Genomic DNA, 18,843 nt, shown 5'->3' with positions numbered 1-18,843 from the left:
TTCTTGGTTCCAAGACATTCGAACCGACTGACAAGGAGCTCATCAACACCATTAAAATAAATAAAGTCCTTTCTTTGACGGTATCTTCCAAAGACAAAAAAAAGAAATTTTGCTTTTCAGGCACGACTTATGAACAATGCCCATTCAGCAGCAAATTACCATAATAAACGACACCATTAAAATACAGCTTATAGAAAAATAGTAACTTTGCCGCAAAGAAGGTAAATTATGATGACTGAGGATACCATTTGCGCGATATCGACTGCACCGGGTATGGGGGCTATTGCTGTTATCCGAATGGCGGGTGACAAGGCGTTTGAAATAGGTGATAAAGTGTTCAGGCCTGCCGGAAAGGCTAAAAAGCTGCATGCACAAAATGCTAACTCCACTCATTTTGGGACGATTTACGACAACGATAAAGATCTGGATGAAGTGCTGGTGACAATTTTCAAAGCGCCCCACTCCTTCACCGGTGAAAATATTATTGAGATAGCCTGCCACGGCGCTCCATATATTCAACAACAACTGCTTCAGCTATTGGTTAAAAAAGGCGCCCGTTTGGCCCGGCCGGGTGAATTTACGCAAAGAGCTTTCCTGAATGGGAAGATGGACTTGAGTCAGGCCGAAGCTGTAGCCGACTTAATAGCCAGCGAAAACGAAGCCGCACGACGAGTCGCACTGCAGCAAATGCGTGGTGGCTTCTCCTCTGAACTGTCAACCCTGCGGGAACGATTGCTGTGGTTTATATCACTCATTGAACTGGAGCTTGACTTTAGCGAGGAAGACGTAGAATTTGCCAATCGCGATGAGCTCACCAAACTGGTGAATGAGATAGAAGCACATCTATCACGTTTAATTAGCTCCTTCTCACTGGGCAATGCCATTAAAAACGGAATCCCGGTTGCGATTGTGGGCCATACCAATGCCGGTAAAAGCACACTCCTCAATGCCCTGTTAAACGAAGAACGCGCCATTGTCTCCGAAATTCATGGCACCACACGCGATGCCATCGAAGACACCATCAACATAGGCGGTGTCACTTTCCGGTTTATCGACACGGCGGGCATACGTACCACAGCCGACAAAATTGAAAATTTGGGCATCAAACTCACCTACAGCAAAATGTCACAGGCTGCTATCGTTCTTCTGTTGGTAGATGCCACCGACAGCCAGCAAAAAATAAACGATGCCATTAATAATGTCAGGTCGAAGATAGACGCAGACCGTCAACATCTTATTGTGGTTGTAAATAAGATTGATTTGATAGACCAGCCTCAATCCTTTGCCATTACGGCCATGCCTAAGCCCACCCAAAACAGTTCCATCGTTACCATATCCGCCAGGAAGCAAATCAATATGGATCAGTTAACCAACGAACTGCTTAAAACTATAAGCCTGCATGCCATAGACAACAATGAGGTCGTGGTCACCAATGCGCGCCACCATGAAGCACTCACCAACGCCCTCGAAGGAATTGTTCGTGTTAAAGAAGGACTCGCGTCGGGTATCTCAGGCGATTTCCTGGCACAAGATATTCGCGAAGTGCTGCATCATCTTGGAACTATAACAGGACAAATATCGACAGATGAAGTCCTTGGAAATATTTTTAAGAATTTTTGTATCGGAAAGTAAGAATCCAATTTTCAACCTTCTTATTAACAACTTTTACTTAGTAGTATCCAATAGCTACCGACGTTACAAAAGCACATAAATTCGTAAAAAAAATTGGCTGGTAGTCAACCTTAATCTCTCCCCACAAATTCCACAAAGGGAAAGCTGTGTTTGTCCGCTTTATTCGCCATGCGTATTGCTAGCCGTTCCTCATTTTTTTAGATAATTCAAATTTAAAAATAAAAAAAAGCTGAATAAAACGGAGCATTACCACCCATTGTGAGTTAGTAAAGCCTAGAATAAAATTCATACCTAAGTTCTGCCACCCAGAGTGATCCTCCGTAACCCTTCGGCATTTTTCCTATTGTACCTATTTTTTTGAGCTATAGCTTTATTTATCGTAGAAAAACAATCAAAAAAGAGCGAACAGCAAAATAGTTTCTCTTTAGTCCGTTATAACAAATGCCAGAATAATGCCCAACTGGAGTTTGTTTTCCCAAAACAATGAAAGTGCTTCTTAAGAACAATATTGATATTATCTTACTAAGACTATTGTTCTTTTATTCGACTAAAGGCGGTGTCCTTTTCTTCATAAAGCCGCACCATCCTTCATCCTTTGGTACCCCTCATTGCTACCTTTATAAAAATAAAGAGTCATAAAAACTGATCGCAATGGACAAGCAAAAATATTTGATTATCACCATCGGTGACTCTGCCTGCCAAACAGACCAAAGCCCAAATGCAAATTTACCTACCACTCGTTTTTTAATCCGCCAAAGATGAATCCGGAGATTCACCATATCTACGTTCCGCCAACCGATAAGCTGATCAGAGATATTTGTACATATAGAAAATAGGTTATTAGATCCAAATGATAAAATAATACTCAATAATAAAACTATTGAACTATTTAACTTTGATGATCAATTCGTTTTACTGTCAGGTCTTAGCGGTTATGCCGGGGGCTTTATGACCAAAAAGTTAACGCTTAAACGTCATGCTTCAAATAAACATTTCAAGACAATCTGCCGTCCACCTTTCAAATTTTAAAACATAGTGAACCGCAACAATACCCTGGCAGCACTCAACCCTATCCGTCATCCTCCTGAAGAAGATACCTGGACCTTGAAGACCTACGACAAAAATATTCGGATTTACAATTAAGTAACTGCTTTGATTGTGCAAATATGGAGCTTTGGGAAACCTATAAATCATTTTAATTTCAATTGGCCAGATTCTATTGCTCGTCAGGAAAACAGCCAACTTCGTTCTCCAAACTAGTTAATGGCCCCCGAATTCCAACAAGAACCAGTATCACCAGATTATCCATCATATTTATTAAATATTCCAAAAAATCGATATCTTTCAGTAGTACCTTTCACTATTATCCAGTTTTTTTTTTGTTTCTAGTCCGTCCCTCACAAATCTTTAAACACTATATTTGATCTTATTTATAAAATTGTTCTGCCTCTTTATGAAGATTCAGTATTGTTCTGATTTACATTTAGAATTTGCACAAAACTCAAAGTTTCTGCATGAAAATCCGATCAAACCAATTGGTGATATTTTGGTTCTGGCCGGAGACATAACCTATTGGGGTAAAAGGCATTTTAAGCATTGGTTCTTCGATTATGTTTCCGACAATTTTGAGGCGGCTTACTATATCCCTGGGAATCACGAGTTTTATACCGGAAAGGATGTCCAAATATTGGATCATCCTGTATTTGAGCCGCTGAGAAAAAATGTTTTTTTAGTGAATAACAAGGTGCTTAATATCGAGGGTATTGATTTCTTTTTCACCCTATTTTGGTCACGTATTCCGAATAGTAAATCTTTGATTATTGAGCAAAGTATTAATGATTTTCACAAAATAAGGCATAAGGGGAAACAATTAAAAAGTGCTGATTTCAACAGGCTACATGAAGAAAGCCTTGACTTTTTAAGATATGAAATTAAAAATTCTACTGCTGAAAAAAAAATTGTGGTCACACACCATATTCCAACACAGCGTTGTAATCCGGAGCAGTTCAAAAACTCAATAATTAATACTGCTTTTGTCTCCGAGAATTATGATTTTATTGCTGATAATAATATTGATTTATGGATTTATGGGCATCACCATGTAAATATGCCGGAGACAGAAATAAAAGGGACAAAATTGGTGACGAATCAATTAGGGTATGTACATCTGGAGGAGCATTCTAATTATCGGAATACCGCTATTATTGAAATTGAAAACAGCGACCTTTAGATCGCTGTTTTCAATTTGTATTTTTTATTCTGTGAATCGACGTTTCAAAGAAAGAATAAATTCAGAATTATTTTCGTCAAGTAAATAACTGTATATTTTACTGTCATTATAAGAAGCGATTCTTTGCCAACTCCAATATTCGATCTCGTCAGGTAAATCTGGATTTATAAAAGTAATTTCAGAGGTGTTTATTTCTATAAAATTTGTCATTTGTGGAGTATAATAGTAATTTTGATCAACATCATTTTTATCTATAATTTTTTGTCCTGCAAAATATAATTCATTTTTAATAATCAGTACAAATTGAGCTGTATAAGATGAATTTGGTACGCCATCTTTATATATTTTATTTAGAAATACTTAATCCAGTATAAATTTTTACTGGTTGTTTTGAAGTTGATTTAAATAATACAACTTCAAATTCTTCATTTTCAACAAAAATTTGTGCTTCTCCTTCCCCATCTTCATCAAGAAAAAGAATAAGTTTTATATCATTAGTAGAATTAGAAAATTTAAGGTTGTTCAGAATTTCGCCTGGCTGCCAGGTTGTTTCTGCTGAAGACAGTTCTATATATTCATCATAATGAAACATATCACAAGTAATAGCATCATCTCCATTTTTTAAATTGATTCTAAAAATGTACTCTCCAGCTAAAGAAGAACTAAAATAGACGCCTCCGCTTATATCTTCCACCTCACTGTCGGAGACGTTTGGGTCTAAATTTATTTTATCATCATCATCTGATGAACAAGCTGCAAAAAACATTGCAATAAGGGCATAGTTCCTAATGACGGCAAACTCTGTTTTTAAATTCAAATACATATAAAATAAACATAAAAGCGACAACTATATCTTATAACATATAATCTCACTAGATTTGATGTGATTATATTCAAAAACATATAATGAATCAATTAGCTAACTTTGTAAAGCAACGCAGAAAGGAGGTGAACCTAACCCAGGAGGAGTTTGCTGAAAAAGCGGGTGTGGCACTGACCGTTATTCGCAAGATAGAACAGGGCAAAACCAACCTGAACGTGGAAAAGGTCAATCAGGTATTGGCAATGTTTGGTCATGAAATGGGACCAATCCCTATTCAGGCATCTTCAGAAAATGGTGAATCATGAGAAAAGCAAACATATACTATCAGGATGTTTATGCAGGCTTGCTGGTTGAGACAGACGATGGCGAATATGAATTTACTTAGGATAAGGAGTCTGTCAAGAATTTCCCTGACCGTTTCCAGACTTTTACCATACCTGTGTCAACAAAAAACTATCGTTCCAACCGCCTTTTCCTTTTTTATTTAAGGATTAATACCGGAAGGTTGACTTTGGGAGATCGCTCCAAAAAGCTGGAAAATTAACCAAACCGACCAGATGGAATTGTTATTGGCCTTATGCAAAAATTATATCGTTGACGTAAGTGTCATACCATCAATAGATCAAAGTATTTTCCGAGACTTCAATACGCAATTGAATCATATTGTATCCCACTTACACCCTGTCTTCATAAGTTATTGATTTTATGGTATATTTGCTTTCCGCATCAAAACAAAAATTATTTAACGGCATTTTAACCGATAAAAGTCATTTATGTGTATATTTACCGATAAATATCGACAATTATGTATCGTGCAACCATTTCGGCAGATGTAATTTCATATACATCTTTAAATGAGTATGAAAAAAGAGAATTAGAACAATCCATTCATCAACTTATCGATGAATTGAAAGAATTATACAAAGAAGAAAATTTCTTTGGAAGGCTTGTGCAAGGCGATTATATAGAATTTGCAATGGACACCCCCACCCCTTCACTTCGTATTGCACTTATATTAAAAGCTTTCGTTAAATCCCTTTCCTATGATGTCGATAAAAAAGATAAATCGAGATTACGATATTTCAACGAGCATGGTATCAGGTTAGCAATCGCAGTTGCCCCACTGGAAACTTTCAATCCTCAAAAAGGAATTATTGATGGTGAAGCGATTTATCTGTCAGGAAGAACAATTAAAAATTTCTCTACTTCCAACAAGCAAAAAGTAGTCATTAAAAACACAATGTATTTTTGTAGTTCCAATGAAAAATTACAAAATGAATTTGATATTATTTTATCCTTACTTGATACCATATTTACCCGGTTCTCAGCAAAACAAAGTGAAGTAATCTACTTAAAATTGCTTGGCCTTTCCGAAAAAAGAATAGCATCCAAATTACATAAATACCAATCAACCATTAGCCAACATTCCACAGCTGCCGGTTGGTTATCAATCGAAAAAGCTGTTAACTATTTTGAAAACTATTTCCAGCATGCTCATTAAATTAATTCTCTTATTATTCATAGCCCATTTGTTATCTGACTTTATTTTTCAATCTCAATCGATATCAGATAAAAAAAGCAGAAAAGCAATTACATGGTATCATATTTATCATGTAGCCATTGTTGGTGTGCTAAATTTCATCATATCAATGGATTTAAACTTCTGGAAAGCCGCTATCATATTAATGCTGCTTCACCTACTAACTGATATTGCCAAAAGCGCACTTCAATTAAAGTACTCTTCAAAAAACTTCTTTTTTATCGATCAGGCAATCCACTTAATACTAATAATTATTGTTGCATATGCCTATGCTTATTGGGGAGAAATAGATTTTTTGATAAACTTAAAAATAAAGACCATAGCCACAATTGCAGGTTTTATTTTCATCACCAAACCAACCAATATAATTATAGGTAATTTGCTCAGTGTATTTAAAATACAAATCTCAGATTCAACTGGTGAGAGTTTACCAAATGCCGGCAAATTAATTGGCATAGTAGAACGGTTGCTGGTACTTGCCTTGATATTGATAGGCGAATTTGCTGCAGTGGGTTTAATTTTAGCCGCAAAATCAATATTAAGGCTCAACGACACACAAAAAAGTGAATATGTACTAATTGGAACCTTATTAAGTTTTGGATTTGCCGCACTTGCAGGAATCCTAATCACCCAATTTGCATGTCAGTAACGGCAATTTTACCGATAACAATCATCTATCGGTATTTTTACTGATAAAAATTTCATATGTTTATAATTCGTTTTTCAGTTGTCATATGGAACTCGCCTAACTAATTATCCCCCTGTGTGTAAAACAATTCCCATGGCTCGTTTCATATGTTTATAATTTGTCTCTCAGTCGCCATATGGAACTCGACAAGACAATCATCCTCCTGTGTGTGAATTCATTCACATGGCTCATTTCATCACACAAATTCGACACAGAAAGGCGCTGTTCGTGCCTCCCCGGGTAAAAATAGTGACAACGCAATATCGATATGATCAGACCACGTCGCGCCTGCACTGCTGCACGTTATTGAAAGTAAATTTGTTTTATCTCTCAAGAAATTAAGTAATTTTACATTTCAACAAATAAAAAACTCCGACAGGCCGCTAAAATAAGACTTGGCCCGGTCACAAGATCAGCTAAAAATGGCAAAATTTGAGAAAATTGAAGAACTGATTGGTGATCTATATAAATACAGAAAATTGTTCGCTGCCCTATTCGACAAACGAATGTTTCCGATACAGGAGGAGATGATTTTACCCATAGTTGACCATGATACAGAAAAATTAGAACATCTGGCTGCCTATAATCTGCTTTTTCGAAATCAATCTCAAGTTAGCTTAGACTCTCGTTTGCAGGAATTCTTTGAAGAGTTTCTCGAAGTTGACGAAACCGTTCATGTCCTGTATATTCAAGAGAATCTAAATCAGATTAAAACAAATCAGTCCTACTATTTGAAGGAAAATCAAGCAACCAAACGGGAGCAATATCTCATAAAAATAAAAAAACATCTACGTCGCATTGACCAGGTGACACTTCAGAATGTTAAAACACTCCGAAACAATACCGACGAAACCTATAAAACGGAAACGAACTTCGAAATTAAAAAAGAAAAATTAACCAATATCAGAAGTCAGCGGGATGCACTCGAGGGTGTTATTAAAGCCGTTGAGCGATTGATTCAAGAGGATATATTCTTTAAAACAGCCACCGACTCCGAGTTACAACTAATCGTTCATCGGTTACGCATAACACTGAATAGCAGTTTTCACAATCTCATCGAAATCCAGCAACAAATCATTGAATATCTCAACCACATCGAAAAAAGAGTTCAAATCGTTGAAAAAGTGCTGCAATTAAAGTCGCTTAGAGACAAACACTACTTAAAAGAAAGAACAAATTTTTATCAGTTAGCGGCAACAAACCAGGATATTCCAATCAGTCAGGCAGAAAGCTACCGCACCCGACTCTCGATTTCGGTATTGCTCAATGATGAAGAGACCCAAAAACTAATTTTTAAAGTCCGCAATAAAATAAAAAACCGAAAATTGCTGGCCTTAAATATAGCCGGGGCCATATCGGAGGAAGCTTTAACAGATCAGGAACAAATTGAGGAAACCATTAATCTGCATGGGCTCAAACAAATTTTCATGGGAAAAAATCAGGATCTGTTTTCCTTTACCATGCAACATCGGTTTAACAAAGAAATACCAGCCAGCCAACGAATTAAACTTTTTTGTCACTTAGCCTCGCTCTTCGAATCCGAATTTTATTTCACCGACCAAACCGGAACCTACGAACAGGTGGAATACGCATTAATTTACCCTTCAAAGTTAAATGATCAGAGTTCAGCCGAACAACGGCGGACCAATTAAAAACTGCAATAACAATGAATAGCCGAACTCCCGAAATATTTGAAATACTGAGCAAAGGAAATTTCATTTGTTCGAATGCCGTCGACGCTCAGCAACGCTATCTTTACACCTACCTTGAAGAACATTTTGACGATCTGAAATTAAAATTTAAAGAAGTTGGCTTTCAACTCGAAGAGGGAAATAATTACTATTATTTTTCCAGAATTAACGAAAGCAATCAAAATATAGAGAATAAAATTGAGAAAGCGCTTCGCTGGTTAGATATCCTGGCCTTTTTTACCACCTTCCGAAAGGATCTGTGCCGGGGTGCCCGGTTTAAGCCTCTTGACATTCTTAACCAGATAGAAATAAACCTTTCACTGAAAGAACAATTGCAAAATCTCCAAAAAAGAACCAATAAGGGGAAAAACTATATCGAGATGCTCGACGATCTGCTTAAAGAAATGCAAAAAGAGGGCTTTATTGATTTAGAGAATGAGATTGAACAAACATGGAAAATCCTCGACGCATGGGATTATATGGAAAAGATGGTCTTAGCCGTCAATATTCAGGAAGAAGATGAAACCGACGACAACGACACACTTACTTCATTATAAATAAAACGTTAAGTCGACATCAAAAACCAGCGTTTCAACATAGAAATCGTTGAAGCGTAATACGAGAAATAAAAAAATAACGATAAAAAGGCATTAACCAGACATGAATCAACTAAATAAGATAATTCTGATTAATAGTGCAAAAGTAGATTTCCATGAAATCCAACTTGATGGAAATATTCATTTCATCGGCACACAAGGAACCGGCAAAAGCACCCTGCTGAGGGCTATTTTATTTTTTTACAATGCCGATGCCCGCAAGTTAGGAATCTCAAAAGAGAAAAGTTCCTTCAGCGACTATTACTTTCCTTATGCCGATTCATACATTATTTATGAAGTCCGTCAAAAAAATCGAAATTTTTGCGTTTGGCTCTACAAAAAGCAAAACAGATTGTGTTTTCGCTTTATCGACGGCCCTTATGGACGCGATATATTCATTGAAGACCGACGTCCATTGTCGGAAACTGAGATAATTGAAAAAGCCAATTTACTGGGATACAGAGTTCATCGACCAATCTATAGTTTCACCGAATACCGCGACATTATTTATGGCGCAAATAAAAGTATGAGTCGTTTTCACCTGCTACAAAATCCCACTTATCATAACATCCCAAGAACCATCTCCAATATATTTCTGAATTCATCGCTCGATGGTGGATTCATAAAAACGACCATCATCAATTCGTTGAGCGATGATCCCTTTGAGCTCAACCTTGACACCAACCGACACCATATTGAAACTGCAAGAAATGATTACAGAGATGTCTCTCAATTTGTGGCCCATGAAAAGATGGCTCACAATATCGTTTCCTCATACAATAATCTGCTTCAGATGGAAGAAGAACAAAAAAAGATGGCATGGGAAATAGGCGCTGCGTACAATAAGGCCCGGCATCAGAAACAAGAAAATGAGGATAGCCATAAAATCATTGAAGCTAAACTAAACGACCAGAACGAAAAATTAAAAAAAAGCAAAGCTGAACATTCCATAAACCAGAATCGGATTCGAAGCAGATTATCAGTAGTCAAAAGTGACATTAAAAAAGCAAATCAACTGGTAAAAGATTATGCAGAACAAAAAATCGACCATATCATAGCTGAAAACGAAAAAAAAGCATCCTATGAAGCACAACAATCGCAAATTCAAAATCAATTGCAATTGGCCACAGCAAATCTGAAAGATGTTGAAAAACAATACCAAAACGAGAAACAGAGACTGGAAAACGAATGCCAAATGCAAGTAATCGACTCCCAAAATTCAAAGTCGAAAGAAAAAGAACAAATTGGTAATAATATCGCGGAACTAAAGGATGCTTTTCACCTGCATAAAGAACAATTGGCCAACGAATTTAAGGCCGAATCCGACGAATTAAATTCGTCAAAAACACAAATTGTACACCAAATAAATGAATTGAATTTTAAAATACGAAGTATTTCGCAACAACAATTTTTAAAAGAAGAACAAGACGATCTGAACAATAAAATTCAGGCGGCTGAAAAAAGAAAGCAAGAGTTGGTTTCACAACAAGAAATCATTAATCTTAACAGGGAAAACAAACAAAAAGAAGGAACCAAAGAGCTGGAACTAATTGAACTAAAAAGCAGTCAAATAACCAAAGGTTTTGTTCGGCAGAAAAAGGAACTGGAACAGGAATTGGAACGAGTCAAATCGGAACTACAGGCATTATCCGGCTCCTTAATTGAATTTCTGGAAGAACATCAGCCGGCATGGAATCAGACCATCGGGAAAATAGCATCAAAAGACATATTACTACGAAATGACTTGAACCCGGAACTTTCCGTTGGCGATAACTGCTACGGATTAAATCTGAATCTGGAAAACCTGAATCCGGTTCAATTATCAAAAACAGATCTGGAGAATCAGGTAGAGACAATTACCCAAAAGCTACAAAAACTAAATATAAAAATTGACAATCATTCCCTTGAGGTACAGGATCAGAAGGACAAACTGCAAAAGAAATACAACAAGCAACTCTCTGATTTAAAGCAGCAAAAAATAGTCTCTGTTTCTGAACTTGAAAAAACGGAAATTAATCTTGAGAAATTCGGGCTCAGTCTTAACCAGATTGCAAAAGATGTCGAAAAAATAAAGCAGGAACAACAGGAACTGGCACAAGCTGAAAAACATAAGTTGGAACTGGAAAAACAAACGTTGATAAGCCTCATCACAAAGCGCACCGAACAATATCATCAAGCAATTAAAAGCCTTGAGGCCACAACCAAAACAAAAGAAAAAAAACTAAAATCGGAACAAAAAACGCTTGAGCTGAAAATTAACAGCGACGCTGAAAAAATCAGGAACGATTTCAGATCAAAAATTAAAGAACTGGAATCACAGCGCAATAAACTACTTGAAGATAAAGGCGTAGATACAAAAGAAATTAAAAATCTGGAAGAAAAACTTGAAACTGTCAACGCCAAACTAAAGGAAATTGAAACAAATTTCCCGTTGGTAATCCGATACAAAAAAGATTGTGAGGACTATATCGACAAATTGGCCGACTTTCAACAGACCAGAAAAGAACTGGAAAATGCGTTGGACCATGCTGAAAACCTCTTCCAAAATAGAATGGCCAGGGAACACTCTATTCTAAATGAGTTATTGACACAAAAAAATAAGATTGAAATATTACGAAAAGAGTTAAAACGAGAGTTGGAAGAATTTGATCAGTTCCGAAAAAGGCGGTTGTATGAAGAACTTCAAAACTTCATAGAGCATCACGATATTGGTGATTCCTGGCATTGTGTCGCAAATATCAGTCAACTTCAGGATCTGTCGTTGAGATATGAAAAACAGGATAAAACGCTCACCGAAAAAATCACGACCTTTGCCGGTTGCTTCAACCCAAACAATTGCCTTGGTTTTGAAACAAATTTATCCGGGAATCAACAATACAGAGCTTTCGCCGAAAATTTAAAAGAATTTGTGCATGAACAAAAAATTATTGACTATAAAACGGAAGTCACCCGTAAATATGCGATGGTATTGGCTAGTATCGTAAACGAAACCAATGAGCTGCTAAAAAGAGAAGAAGATGTACTCAAGGTCATTCAACGGATCAATGGTGACTTCCGAAAATCCAATTTTGTAGGAGTTGTAAAAAGCATTGAAATGCGAATTCAGGAAAGCTCCAATAAAATTATTCAACTGCTTCGAAAGATTAGAACCTTTCAGGCTGAACACAACCTCAATTACGGCGAAATAAATTTGTTTAATCAGGATGCAACAGGCTCAAATAACGAAGAGGCGGTAAATTTGCTCGAAAGTCTGCTCCAACAGATCGGACAAGCCAAATCGAAAACCATAAAACTTGAGGATGCCTTCGACCTCGAATTCCGCATCAGAGAAAATGAAAATGACACCAATTGGGTTAGCCGACTGGCAAACGTTGGCTCAAACGGAACCGATGTTTTGGTCAAATCAATGATATACATTAACCTGCTTCACATATTCAAAAGCAATGGCTCAAAACCTCAATCTGAGGCCATTTTACATTGTTTAATTGACGAGGTCGGCATTTTGCATGACAGCAATGTAACGGGATTAATCTCCTTCGCCGGCGAACGGAACATTCGATTGATTAACGGATCGCCCAACTCACATAACGAATCGGACTACAGACACATCTATATGTTCCGCAAAAACCCAAAATCGAATAAAACAGGCATTACAAAATTGATTAGCCATGAACTCTAAGCCGATCCCATTATCATTTGCCCGCTGCCTGCTGAGACTTGCCAATGGAGAAAAACTATCAGCAAGCGAAATTAGTGCCAAAGGTTTATTAAAACAGTTTACCGAAGATGGTATTATTCAAAAATGGCCCGTTGCCGGCCGCCGGGTAAATTACAGTTGCCCAAATTCATTGCGCCTCAAGACATATTTACAGGTTCAAAACGACATCCTTTCACTGGAAGACTATATCTCCCGCTTCGGGTCAACAGATGCCGATGGTGAGAGTTCCCTATCGGCATCAAAGTCCACAAAAACGTTTCGTGCTAAAAGTTTACAAGGATTTTTCATAAAAGCCTTTAAATCTGAAATTACCGTCTCAAATAAAACGGTTATGGCACCTCCCAAAGGAATTGAACTCTTTGTATGGCGTCCCGAACAGTTACAAATTTCACCATCGGCTTTGGTAGTAGGAATAGAGAACCCTGAATGCTACCTTAAATTTGACAAATTAATTAAGTTATTCCCTCAAAAAGAGCTCATTGTGGTGATGCGATACCTGAGTCAAAGTCCTAACCGATGGCTTCAAACCATTCCCAACAGTTATCTTCATTTCGGAGATTTCGATCCTGCCGGGTTGAGCATTTACATTCGGGAATATAGAAAGTTACTGCCGGCCAATCGTTGCCGCTTTTTCGTCCCGCCTGATATTGATCATCTAATTGATAAATATGGAATAGAGCATCTTTACAACCAACAGGTTCATCTTCTCGACTCAATTAACATTCATGAATACCCCGAAGTTGAAGAGCTTGCCAACCTATTAAGGAAGTATGGAAAAGGACTTGAGCAGGAACGTCTATTGAACGAACAGACACTTTAACGAATTGGTCTAAGTTGTGCCTGCCATAAAAGTCGGCCGTTTGAGCTAGAAAGTTCAAATTCAAGGCTTACGTAGCTCAAAAAAGACGCCTTGTATGTATAAACGCTAAAACATTGAAAAGTGGAGCTTTATACATATAATAATTGCGTCACCTACCAATTATTTTTTTTTGTGCTTGTTCAGACTGTGTATGTGTATGAAGTTTGGCCCAAAACGTTTAAAGTCTAAGTTTTCATTTTTGATTGATTATTCCGACCTTTTTGAGGTCGCAGGTTTGTAGCCAATAATTGGCTACAAACCTGCGAAGTTGGACTTCAGAGACAAACTTTAATTCGTTTTTCTAAAAAAAATAGCTGTACCTCCACCTTTTGCCTGATGAATCATTAAAACACTGTCGGCGGTGACCTGAGTCTCCTCAATAGCTATTGAATATGGATTTGTCAGATAACTCGCATCTTTTCCATCTCTGAATATTTTGGCTTCATAGGTGGTCTTTTCATCCAGAAAATGCAAAGGTAACCTCATCTCACGCTCAGACTCATTAGTAATGCTGCCCACAAACCAATTATCACTGTTTCTATCCTTTCGGGCCACGGTGACATATCGGCCTATTTCTGCTTCAGGCACCTCCGTTTTGGCCCAGTTAACCGGACAGGACGTAATAAACTCAAAAGGTTCAGGATTTTTCTCGTAATTTTCAATCATATCTGCAGCCATTTGCAACGGACTGTACAATACCACAAACAGAGCCAACTGCTTGGCCAGTGTTGTTTGCACCCTTGTACCTGGCATTGCTGTATTATCAAAATTAAAAATTCCTGGTGTAAAATCCATGGGTCCTGCCAAGCCGCGGGTAAAAGGGATTATCGTAGTATGATTGGGCGGATTACCCCCATCTTTGGCCCAGGCATTCCACTCCTGTCCACGCACCCCTTCCTGTGTCATCAAATTGGGAAAAGTACGCTGTAAGCCGGTAGGCATCACCGGCTCATGGTTATCGATCATAATATGATACTTTGCTGCCTTTTCAAAGACATTGCGATAGTGACGTACGGCAAACTGGCCACTGTGTTTCTCTTTTCCGTTGAGCAAAGTTCCCACGTAACCGGTTTTCACAATATTGACACCATACTTTTGATATATCTCAAAAGCAGAATCCAATTGGGCTTCATAATTATCAACATTGCCACCTGTTTCGTGATGGCCTATGAGCCTCACACCTCTCTGCGCTCCGTATTCTGTTACTTCTTTGAGGTTGAAGTCAGAATATGATTCTGTAAAACTAAAATTCCGCCAGTCGTCCCAACCTTTGTTCCATCCTTCTACTAATACCCCTGCAAAACCATGCTTCGCGGCAAAATCAATATACCGTTTGGTGTTTGCGGTGGTAGCGCCATGAATGGGACCTTCATGCCAGCTATATTTCTTCATGTGCATCCCCCACCATATACCAATGTATCGACCAGGTTTAATCCATGAGGTGTCCTCCAACCTGCAAGGCTCATTCAGGTTCAGCATTAATCGCGAAAGCATCAAATCACCGGCGCTATCTGCAATAATCATGGTTCGCCATGGCGTATTACCAGGAGCTTTCATAAACACTTTTTCGCCGGTTGACCAAGGTGTCAGATAAACTTTCAACTTGTTATTAGCTACCGGATAAAGATTCATACCAGCATAATTGGTCAGATTGGCTTCATGAATGGAGAGATACAGCCCTTCACTGGTTTTCATGGTGAGTGGCGTATTAACCGTATCCAATTCATTGATGGCGGTTTGCCGGTACAACCCTTCATAAGACTCTATATCGTATGGAATGGACCATGCCGTATGATTTGAAGGAAGAGCAAACTCTGTCAACTCGTCCATAATAACAAAATCAGTGAGATTCTTCTGCTCAGGAAATTCGTATCGGAAACCAAAGCCATCATTAAACAACCTGAAAGTAATGAAGAAATAGCGTTGTAAGCCACCTTTCTCTTCCACCCGAATCTTCATTTCGTTATAAATCTCATTCACTTCCAACACCTCACCCCAAATCTGTTGCCAGGTGTTGTTAAAAGAAGTATGAACAACCTCTTTCAAAACAAAACCCGATGCCAAATCAGGCGCATCTTTAAGCTTAAAGCCCAAAAAAGATTTATTAACTATAGGGTGCCCTTCTCTGGTCACTTCATAATAAATTTGCCCCTGATCTATACCCAGTGTAGCAGTCATTTTCGTATTGGGAGATTTCTCCTCATATCGCTCACCGGATTTACAGGCCACTAATCCTGCAACCAGACACAGCGCTAAATATTTTACACCTAAATTCATCAAACAGCTATCATTAAACAATTTAACACAAACAAATTTTATTCATTAATCAAGAGTTCATATTGAAACGGGTCAAGATTAATGGATTCAGCAATATGGACGGAATTGTTAGTTAACATATCATGCCAATCACTTCCGATAAATTTTTGCGGCACCGTAAACGATAATGCCTGATTACGTACATTGACCACTACAAGCGCCTCCTGTTGATCCAAAGTATGGGAAAAACAAACCACATCCTTATCACCAAAGAACTCAAGACTTCCATTTCTGAACACATCATACGTTTGATAAGCACTCATTATATTTTGATATTCAGAGTGAATGCTTTCATTTTCATCCCAGTTGACTGGCACATAATTAAAAAAGTCAACAGTATTCGCATAAGCCACCTCCTGCGAACTGTAGATAAGTGGAACCCCACCCATGGTAGATGAAATGACAAACGACGCCAAAGCACCCTGTGCATTCTGATACTTTGTAACCGGACTATATTCATTGGCCCTGTCGTGATTGGTATTATGTCTCAGTTTTTGTTTCCCGTCGGGTATTACCTCATACTCGTCGAGATGCGACTGATAAAGGCTGGCGATGGTTTTGGTGTCATTAAAGACACCCTCCAGTACATCGCAAAAATTCCAGCCGTAATCCATGTCGAAGCCGGCCTGCAAATTCTTTGGCTCCGTACCTTCGGCAAGCATCAGGATAGTGCGGTCTTCTTGCATATAACGTAGTTCGTAAATAGCCTCACGCCAGAAATCTATCGGCACCCAGTCGGCCGCATCGCAACGAAAACCGTCTATATTGGCTTCACGCACCCAGAACTTCATCATCTCAATCATTTCTGCCCTCATCTCGTGGTTGTTGTAGTTCAAATCCACCACATCGCTCCAATTTGTGCCGGCCGGCGCCATAGGATTACCGTCGGCATCACGGGTGTACCACTCAGGGTGCTCATCGAGCCAGACATTATCCCACGCGGTATGATTGGCCACCCAATCAATGATAACGGCCATCTCTCTGTTATGCGCTTCCTTAACCAGAGTTCTTAAATCGTCAAGAGAGCCATATTCAGGGTTGGTAGATTGATAATCCTTTACACAATATGGTGAACCAAAAGCATTCTCTTGCCCCTGCTTCGTAACCGGCATTAACCAAAGCACATTCACCCCAAGCGACCGGATCTGATCCAAACGCCCGGTAATGGCCCCGAAAGAGCTATTTGCCGCAAAAACACGTTCATTGGCCTCATACATAACCACATCTTTCAATGCAGGCATCTTGTCAAAAGGCTCACCATAAAACTCTTCCAACGGATCAGAATCATGAACAATGGAGTCGTCATCATCACAGGAATAAAGTGCCAAAAAAGACAGAAGAAAAAGTATACTATTAATAATATGTCCGCTCATTATTGAATTGGTTTGGGTTATATCGAGTCAACAAAAAAGGTCATTTTTAAAACTTCGGGAACGTCAAAATGAAGTTTCCTTATCTTGCACTAATGTTTTAGGCACATGAATTTTCTTACTGAAACGATATACCAGTTAATTTATTTTTCGGTCCTGACAGATAAACACCAATTAAGCGCCTATCTATCATGACCCTAAAAATAATTTATTAAGCTTTAAAACAGTCCGTTTTCAACCGTTTCATAATTATTCACAATCCACTACGGTATAGGAATCGGAGGTGATCTCGAAACAAGTATTCTCGGTCACAGTTATAGACACATCAAACTGGGCACCATCCCCGCCTGTTCCATTGTTAAAAATGATGTTGCCTGCCGTTTGTCCCGATGCAAAGGAGACCGTACACCAACCATTTGCGTCGGGTACTCCAACCGTTCCCGGCCACGCTCCAAAAGTTTCTCCGGTAGGCTCTCCGCCCCAGGCATAAATGGCCGAGGTAGTCCAGTCTGTCCCCGCATATTTCCATCTTATTGTAATGGGTAAAGCAGGGCACTCCACAGCGCTCCATGTGCCATCACTGGTATTCAGTTCATAACAGGCATCAGATACAGGGTCGGTTAAAAAATCCATCTGCTGTCCGTTACCATTATCATTAAGAATAAAATTGATGGGACGGTTTATGGGCACAGTAAAAGAGTACCAACCATCGGTTCCAACTTCCAACACTTGACCGGGCCACCCCCCATACACTTCCGAATCGCCATAGGCATAAACTGCGAACTCTTCCCAGGCGCCGGCAGTTTGTTTGAAGCGTATGGTTAATTCTTCCGGTTCTACGGTTTCTTCCTGCAAAAGCACCACCGTAACAGAGTTAGAAATAAGGGTATCTGAAGACCCATTATAAGTGGCTAAAACGCGCAACTCCAGATTAACAGTGCCGGCAAAATTTTCTTCAACCAATTCTTCAGCCACACGGTAAAATTCACCTGAATAGATATCGTCAAAAAGCTTATCCGTTTCAGTAATGGTAACCGCCTGTTCATATTCATTTCCCAGCACACCTGCCTGAAGTTCGTATTGTATGTTGGAGACTTCCACAGGCAGACCATTGGTGTAAGAGATACGGGGAGCCGTCCAGGATGATCTAAAAAGGAAGTCTCCATCTTCACCATCGACTGCCTTCTCAATTAAAAATTCATTTTGCGAAAGCATATTTAAAACCGGGTTATTGGATGTGATATCACCACCAGAACTTCTGTCATAGTCATCTGAACAGGCAAAGAAAATGACTGACAGAACCAAAAGATTTATTATATATTTAAAACTTTTCATGTGTTTATAATTTAATTTTTAAGGTCAGATGAAACGCTCCGGAAT

Annotated in this window: 13 protein-coding genes; 9 read left to right on the top strand and 4 right to left on the bottom strand. The window is 38.6% G+C overall.

Features of this window, described 5'->3' with window-relative positions:
- Nucleotides 1–228: 228 nt before the first annotated feature.
- Nucleotides 229–1,632: a tRNA uridine-5-carboxymethylaminomethyl(34) synthesis GTPase MnmE gene (gene mnmE / locus ACT3CD_RS05520; protein ID WP_444643710.1), complete on the top strand. Its 1,404-nt coding sequence runs from the start codon at nt 229–231 to the stop codon at nt 1,630–1,632.
- Nucleotides 1,633–3,085: 1,453 nt separating this feature from the next.
- Nucleotides 3,086–3,862 carry a metallophosphoesterase gene (locus ACT3CD_RS05515; RefSeq protein WP_444643708.1) on the top strand — a complete coding sequence of 259 codons (777 nt, stop codon included), beginning with the start codon at nt 3,086–3,088 and terminating at the stop codon, nt 3,860–3,862.
- A 346-nt stretch (nt 3,863–4,208) separates the two neighbouring features.
- Here the strand turns inward: ACT3CD_RS05515 and ACT3CD_RS05510 are convergent, their stop codons facing one another.
- Entirely contained in the window at nt 4,209–4,685 is a 477-nt protein-coding gene (locus ACT3CD_RS05510) for a hypothetical protein (protein ID WP_444643706.1), read from the bottom strand.
- Between the two features lie 83 nt (nt 4,686–4,768).
- On the opposite strand from ACT3CD_RS05510, the gene ACT3CD_RS05505 reads away from it, so the two are divergent.
- The 7 genes from ACT3CD_RS05505 to ACT3CD_RS05475 all read left to right on the top strand — a co-directional run bounded on the left by ACT3CD_RS05505 (nt 4,769) and on the right by ACT3CD_RS05475 (nt 13,738).
- On the top strand, nt 4,769–4,990 hold the full coding sequence (locus tag ACT3CD_RS05505) for a helix-turn-helix transcriptional regulator (RefSeq protein ID WP_444643704.1): 222 nt from the start codon (nt 4,769–4,771) through the stop codon (nt 4,988–4,990).
- A 500-nt stretch (nt 4,991–5,490) separates the two neighbouring features.
- Nucleotides 5,491–6,186 carry a hypothetical protein gene (locus ACT3CD_RS05500; RefSeq protein ID WP_444643702.1) on the top strand — a complete coding sequence of 232 codons (696 nt, stop codon included), beginning with the start codon at nt 5,491–5,493 and terminating at the stop codon, nt 6,184–6,186.
- Nucleotides 6,176–6,874 (top strand): DUF3307 domain-containing protein, encoded by a 699-nt coding sequence (locus ACT3CD_RS05495; RefSeq protein WP_444643700.1) that lies wholly within the window; start codon nt 6,176–6,178, stop codon nt 6,872–6,874. Before ACT3CD_RS05500 ends, ACT3CD_RS05495 begins: the two co-directional genes overlap by 11 nt.
- 461 nt (nt 6,875–7,335) lie before the next feature.
- Nucleotides 7,336–8,565, top strand: a complete 1,230-nt coding sequence (locus ACT3CD_RS05490) for a hypothetical protein (protein WP_444643698.1) — start codon at nt 7,336–7,338, stop codon at nt 8,563–8,565.
- Nucleotides 8,566–8,579: 14 nt separating this feature from the next.
- Nucleotides 8,580–9,161 (top strand): condensin complex protein MksE, encoded by a 582-nt coding sequence (locus ACT3CD_RS05485; protein ID WP_444643696.1) that lies wholly within the window; start codon nt 8,580–8,582, stop codon nt 9,159–9,161.
- Between the two features lie 103 nt (nt 9,162–9,264).
- Entirely contained in the window at nt 9,265–12,879 is a 3,615-nt protein-coding gene (locus tag ACT3CD_RS05480; RefSeq protein ID WP_444643694.1) for an ATP-binding protein, read from the top strand.
- On the top strand, nt 12,869–13,738 hold the full coding sequence (locus ACT3CD_RS05475) for a DUF7281 domain-containing protein (protein ID WP_444643692.1): 870 nt from the start codon (nt 12,869–12,871) through the stop codon (nt 13,736–13,738). The genes ACT3CD_RS05480 and ACT3CD_RS05475 overlap by 11 nt, the downstream gene beginning before the upstream one ends.
- A 327-nt stretch (nt 13,739–14,065) precedes the next feature.
- On the opposite strand, the gene ACT3CD_RS05470 is transcribed toward ACT3CD_RS05475, so the two are convergent.
- From ACT3CD_RS05470 to ACT3CD_RS05460, 3 genes are all read right to left on the bottom strand, one after another.
- Nucleotides 14,066–16,054, bottom strand: coding sequence for a glycoside hydrolase family 97 protein (locus ACT3CD_RS05470; protein ID WP_444643690.1), 1,989 nt, complete (start codon nt 16,052–16,054; stop codon nt 14,066–14,068).
- A gap of 38 nt (nt 16,055–16,092) precedes the next feature.
- A complete protein-coding gene (locus tag ACT3CD_RS05465; RefSeq protein WP_444643688.1) occupies nt 16,093–17,466 on the bottom strand; it encodes an alpha-amylase family glycosyl hydrolase in 1,374 nt (457 codons plus the stop codon).
- Between the two features lie 246 nt (nt 17,467–17,712).
- Nucleotides 17,713–18,798, bottom strand: coding sequence for a starch-binding protein (locus ACT3CD_RS05460; RefSeq protein ID WP_444643686.1), 1,086 nt, complete (start codon nt 18,796–18,798; stop codon nt 17,713–17,715).
- Nucleotides 18,799–18,843: the final 45 nt, after the last annotated feature.

Source organism: Geofilum sp. OHC36d9, from assembly GCF_052400685.1.
Taxonomy (GTDB): Bacteria; Bacteroidota; Bacteroidia; order Bacteroidales; family Marinilabiliaceae; genus CAZHHH01.
This window is presented reverse-complemented; position numbering and strand designations above follow the sequence as displayed.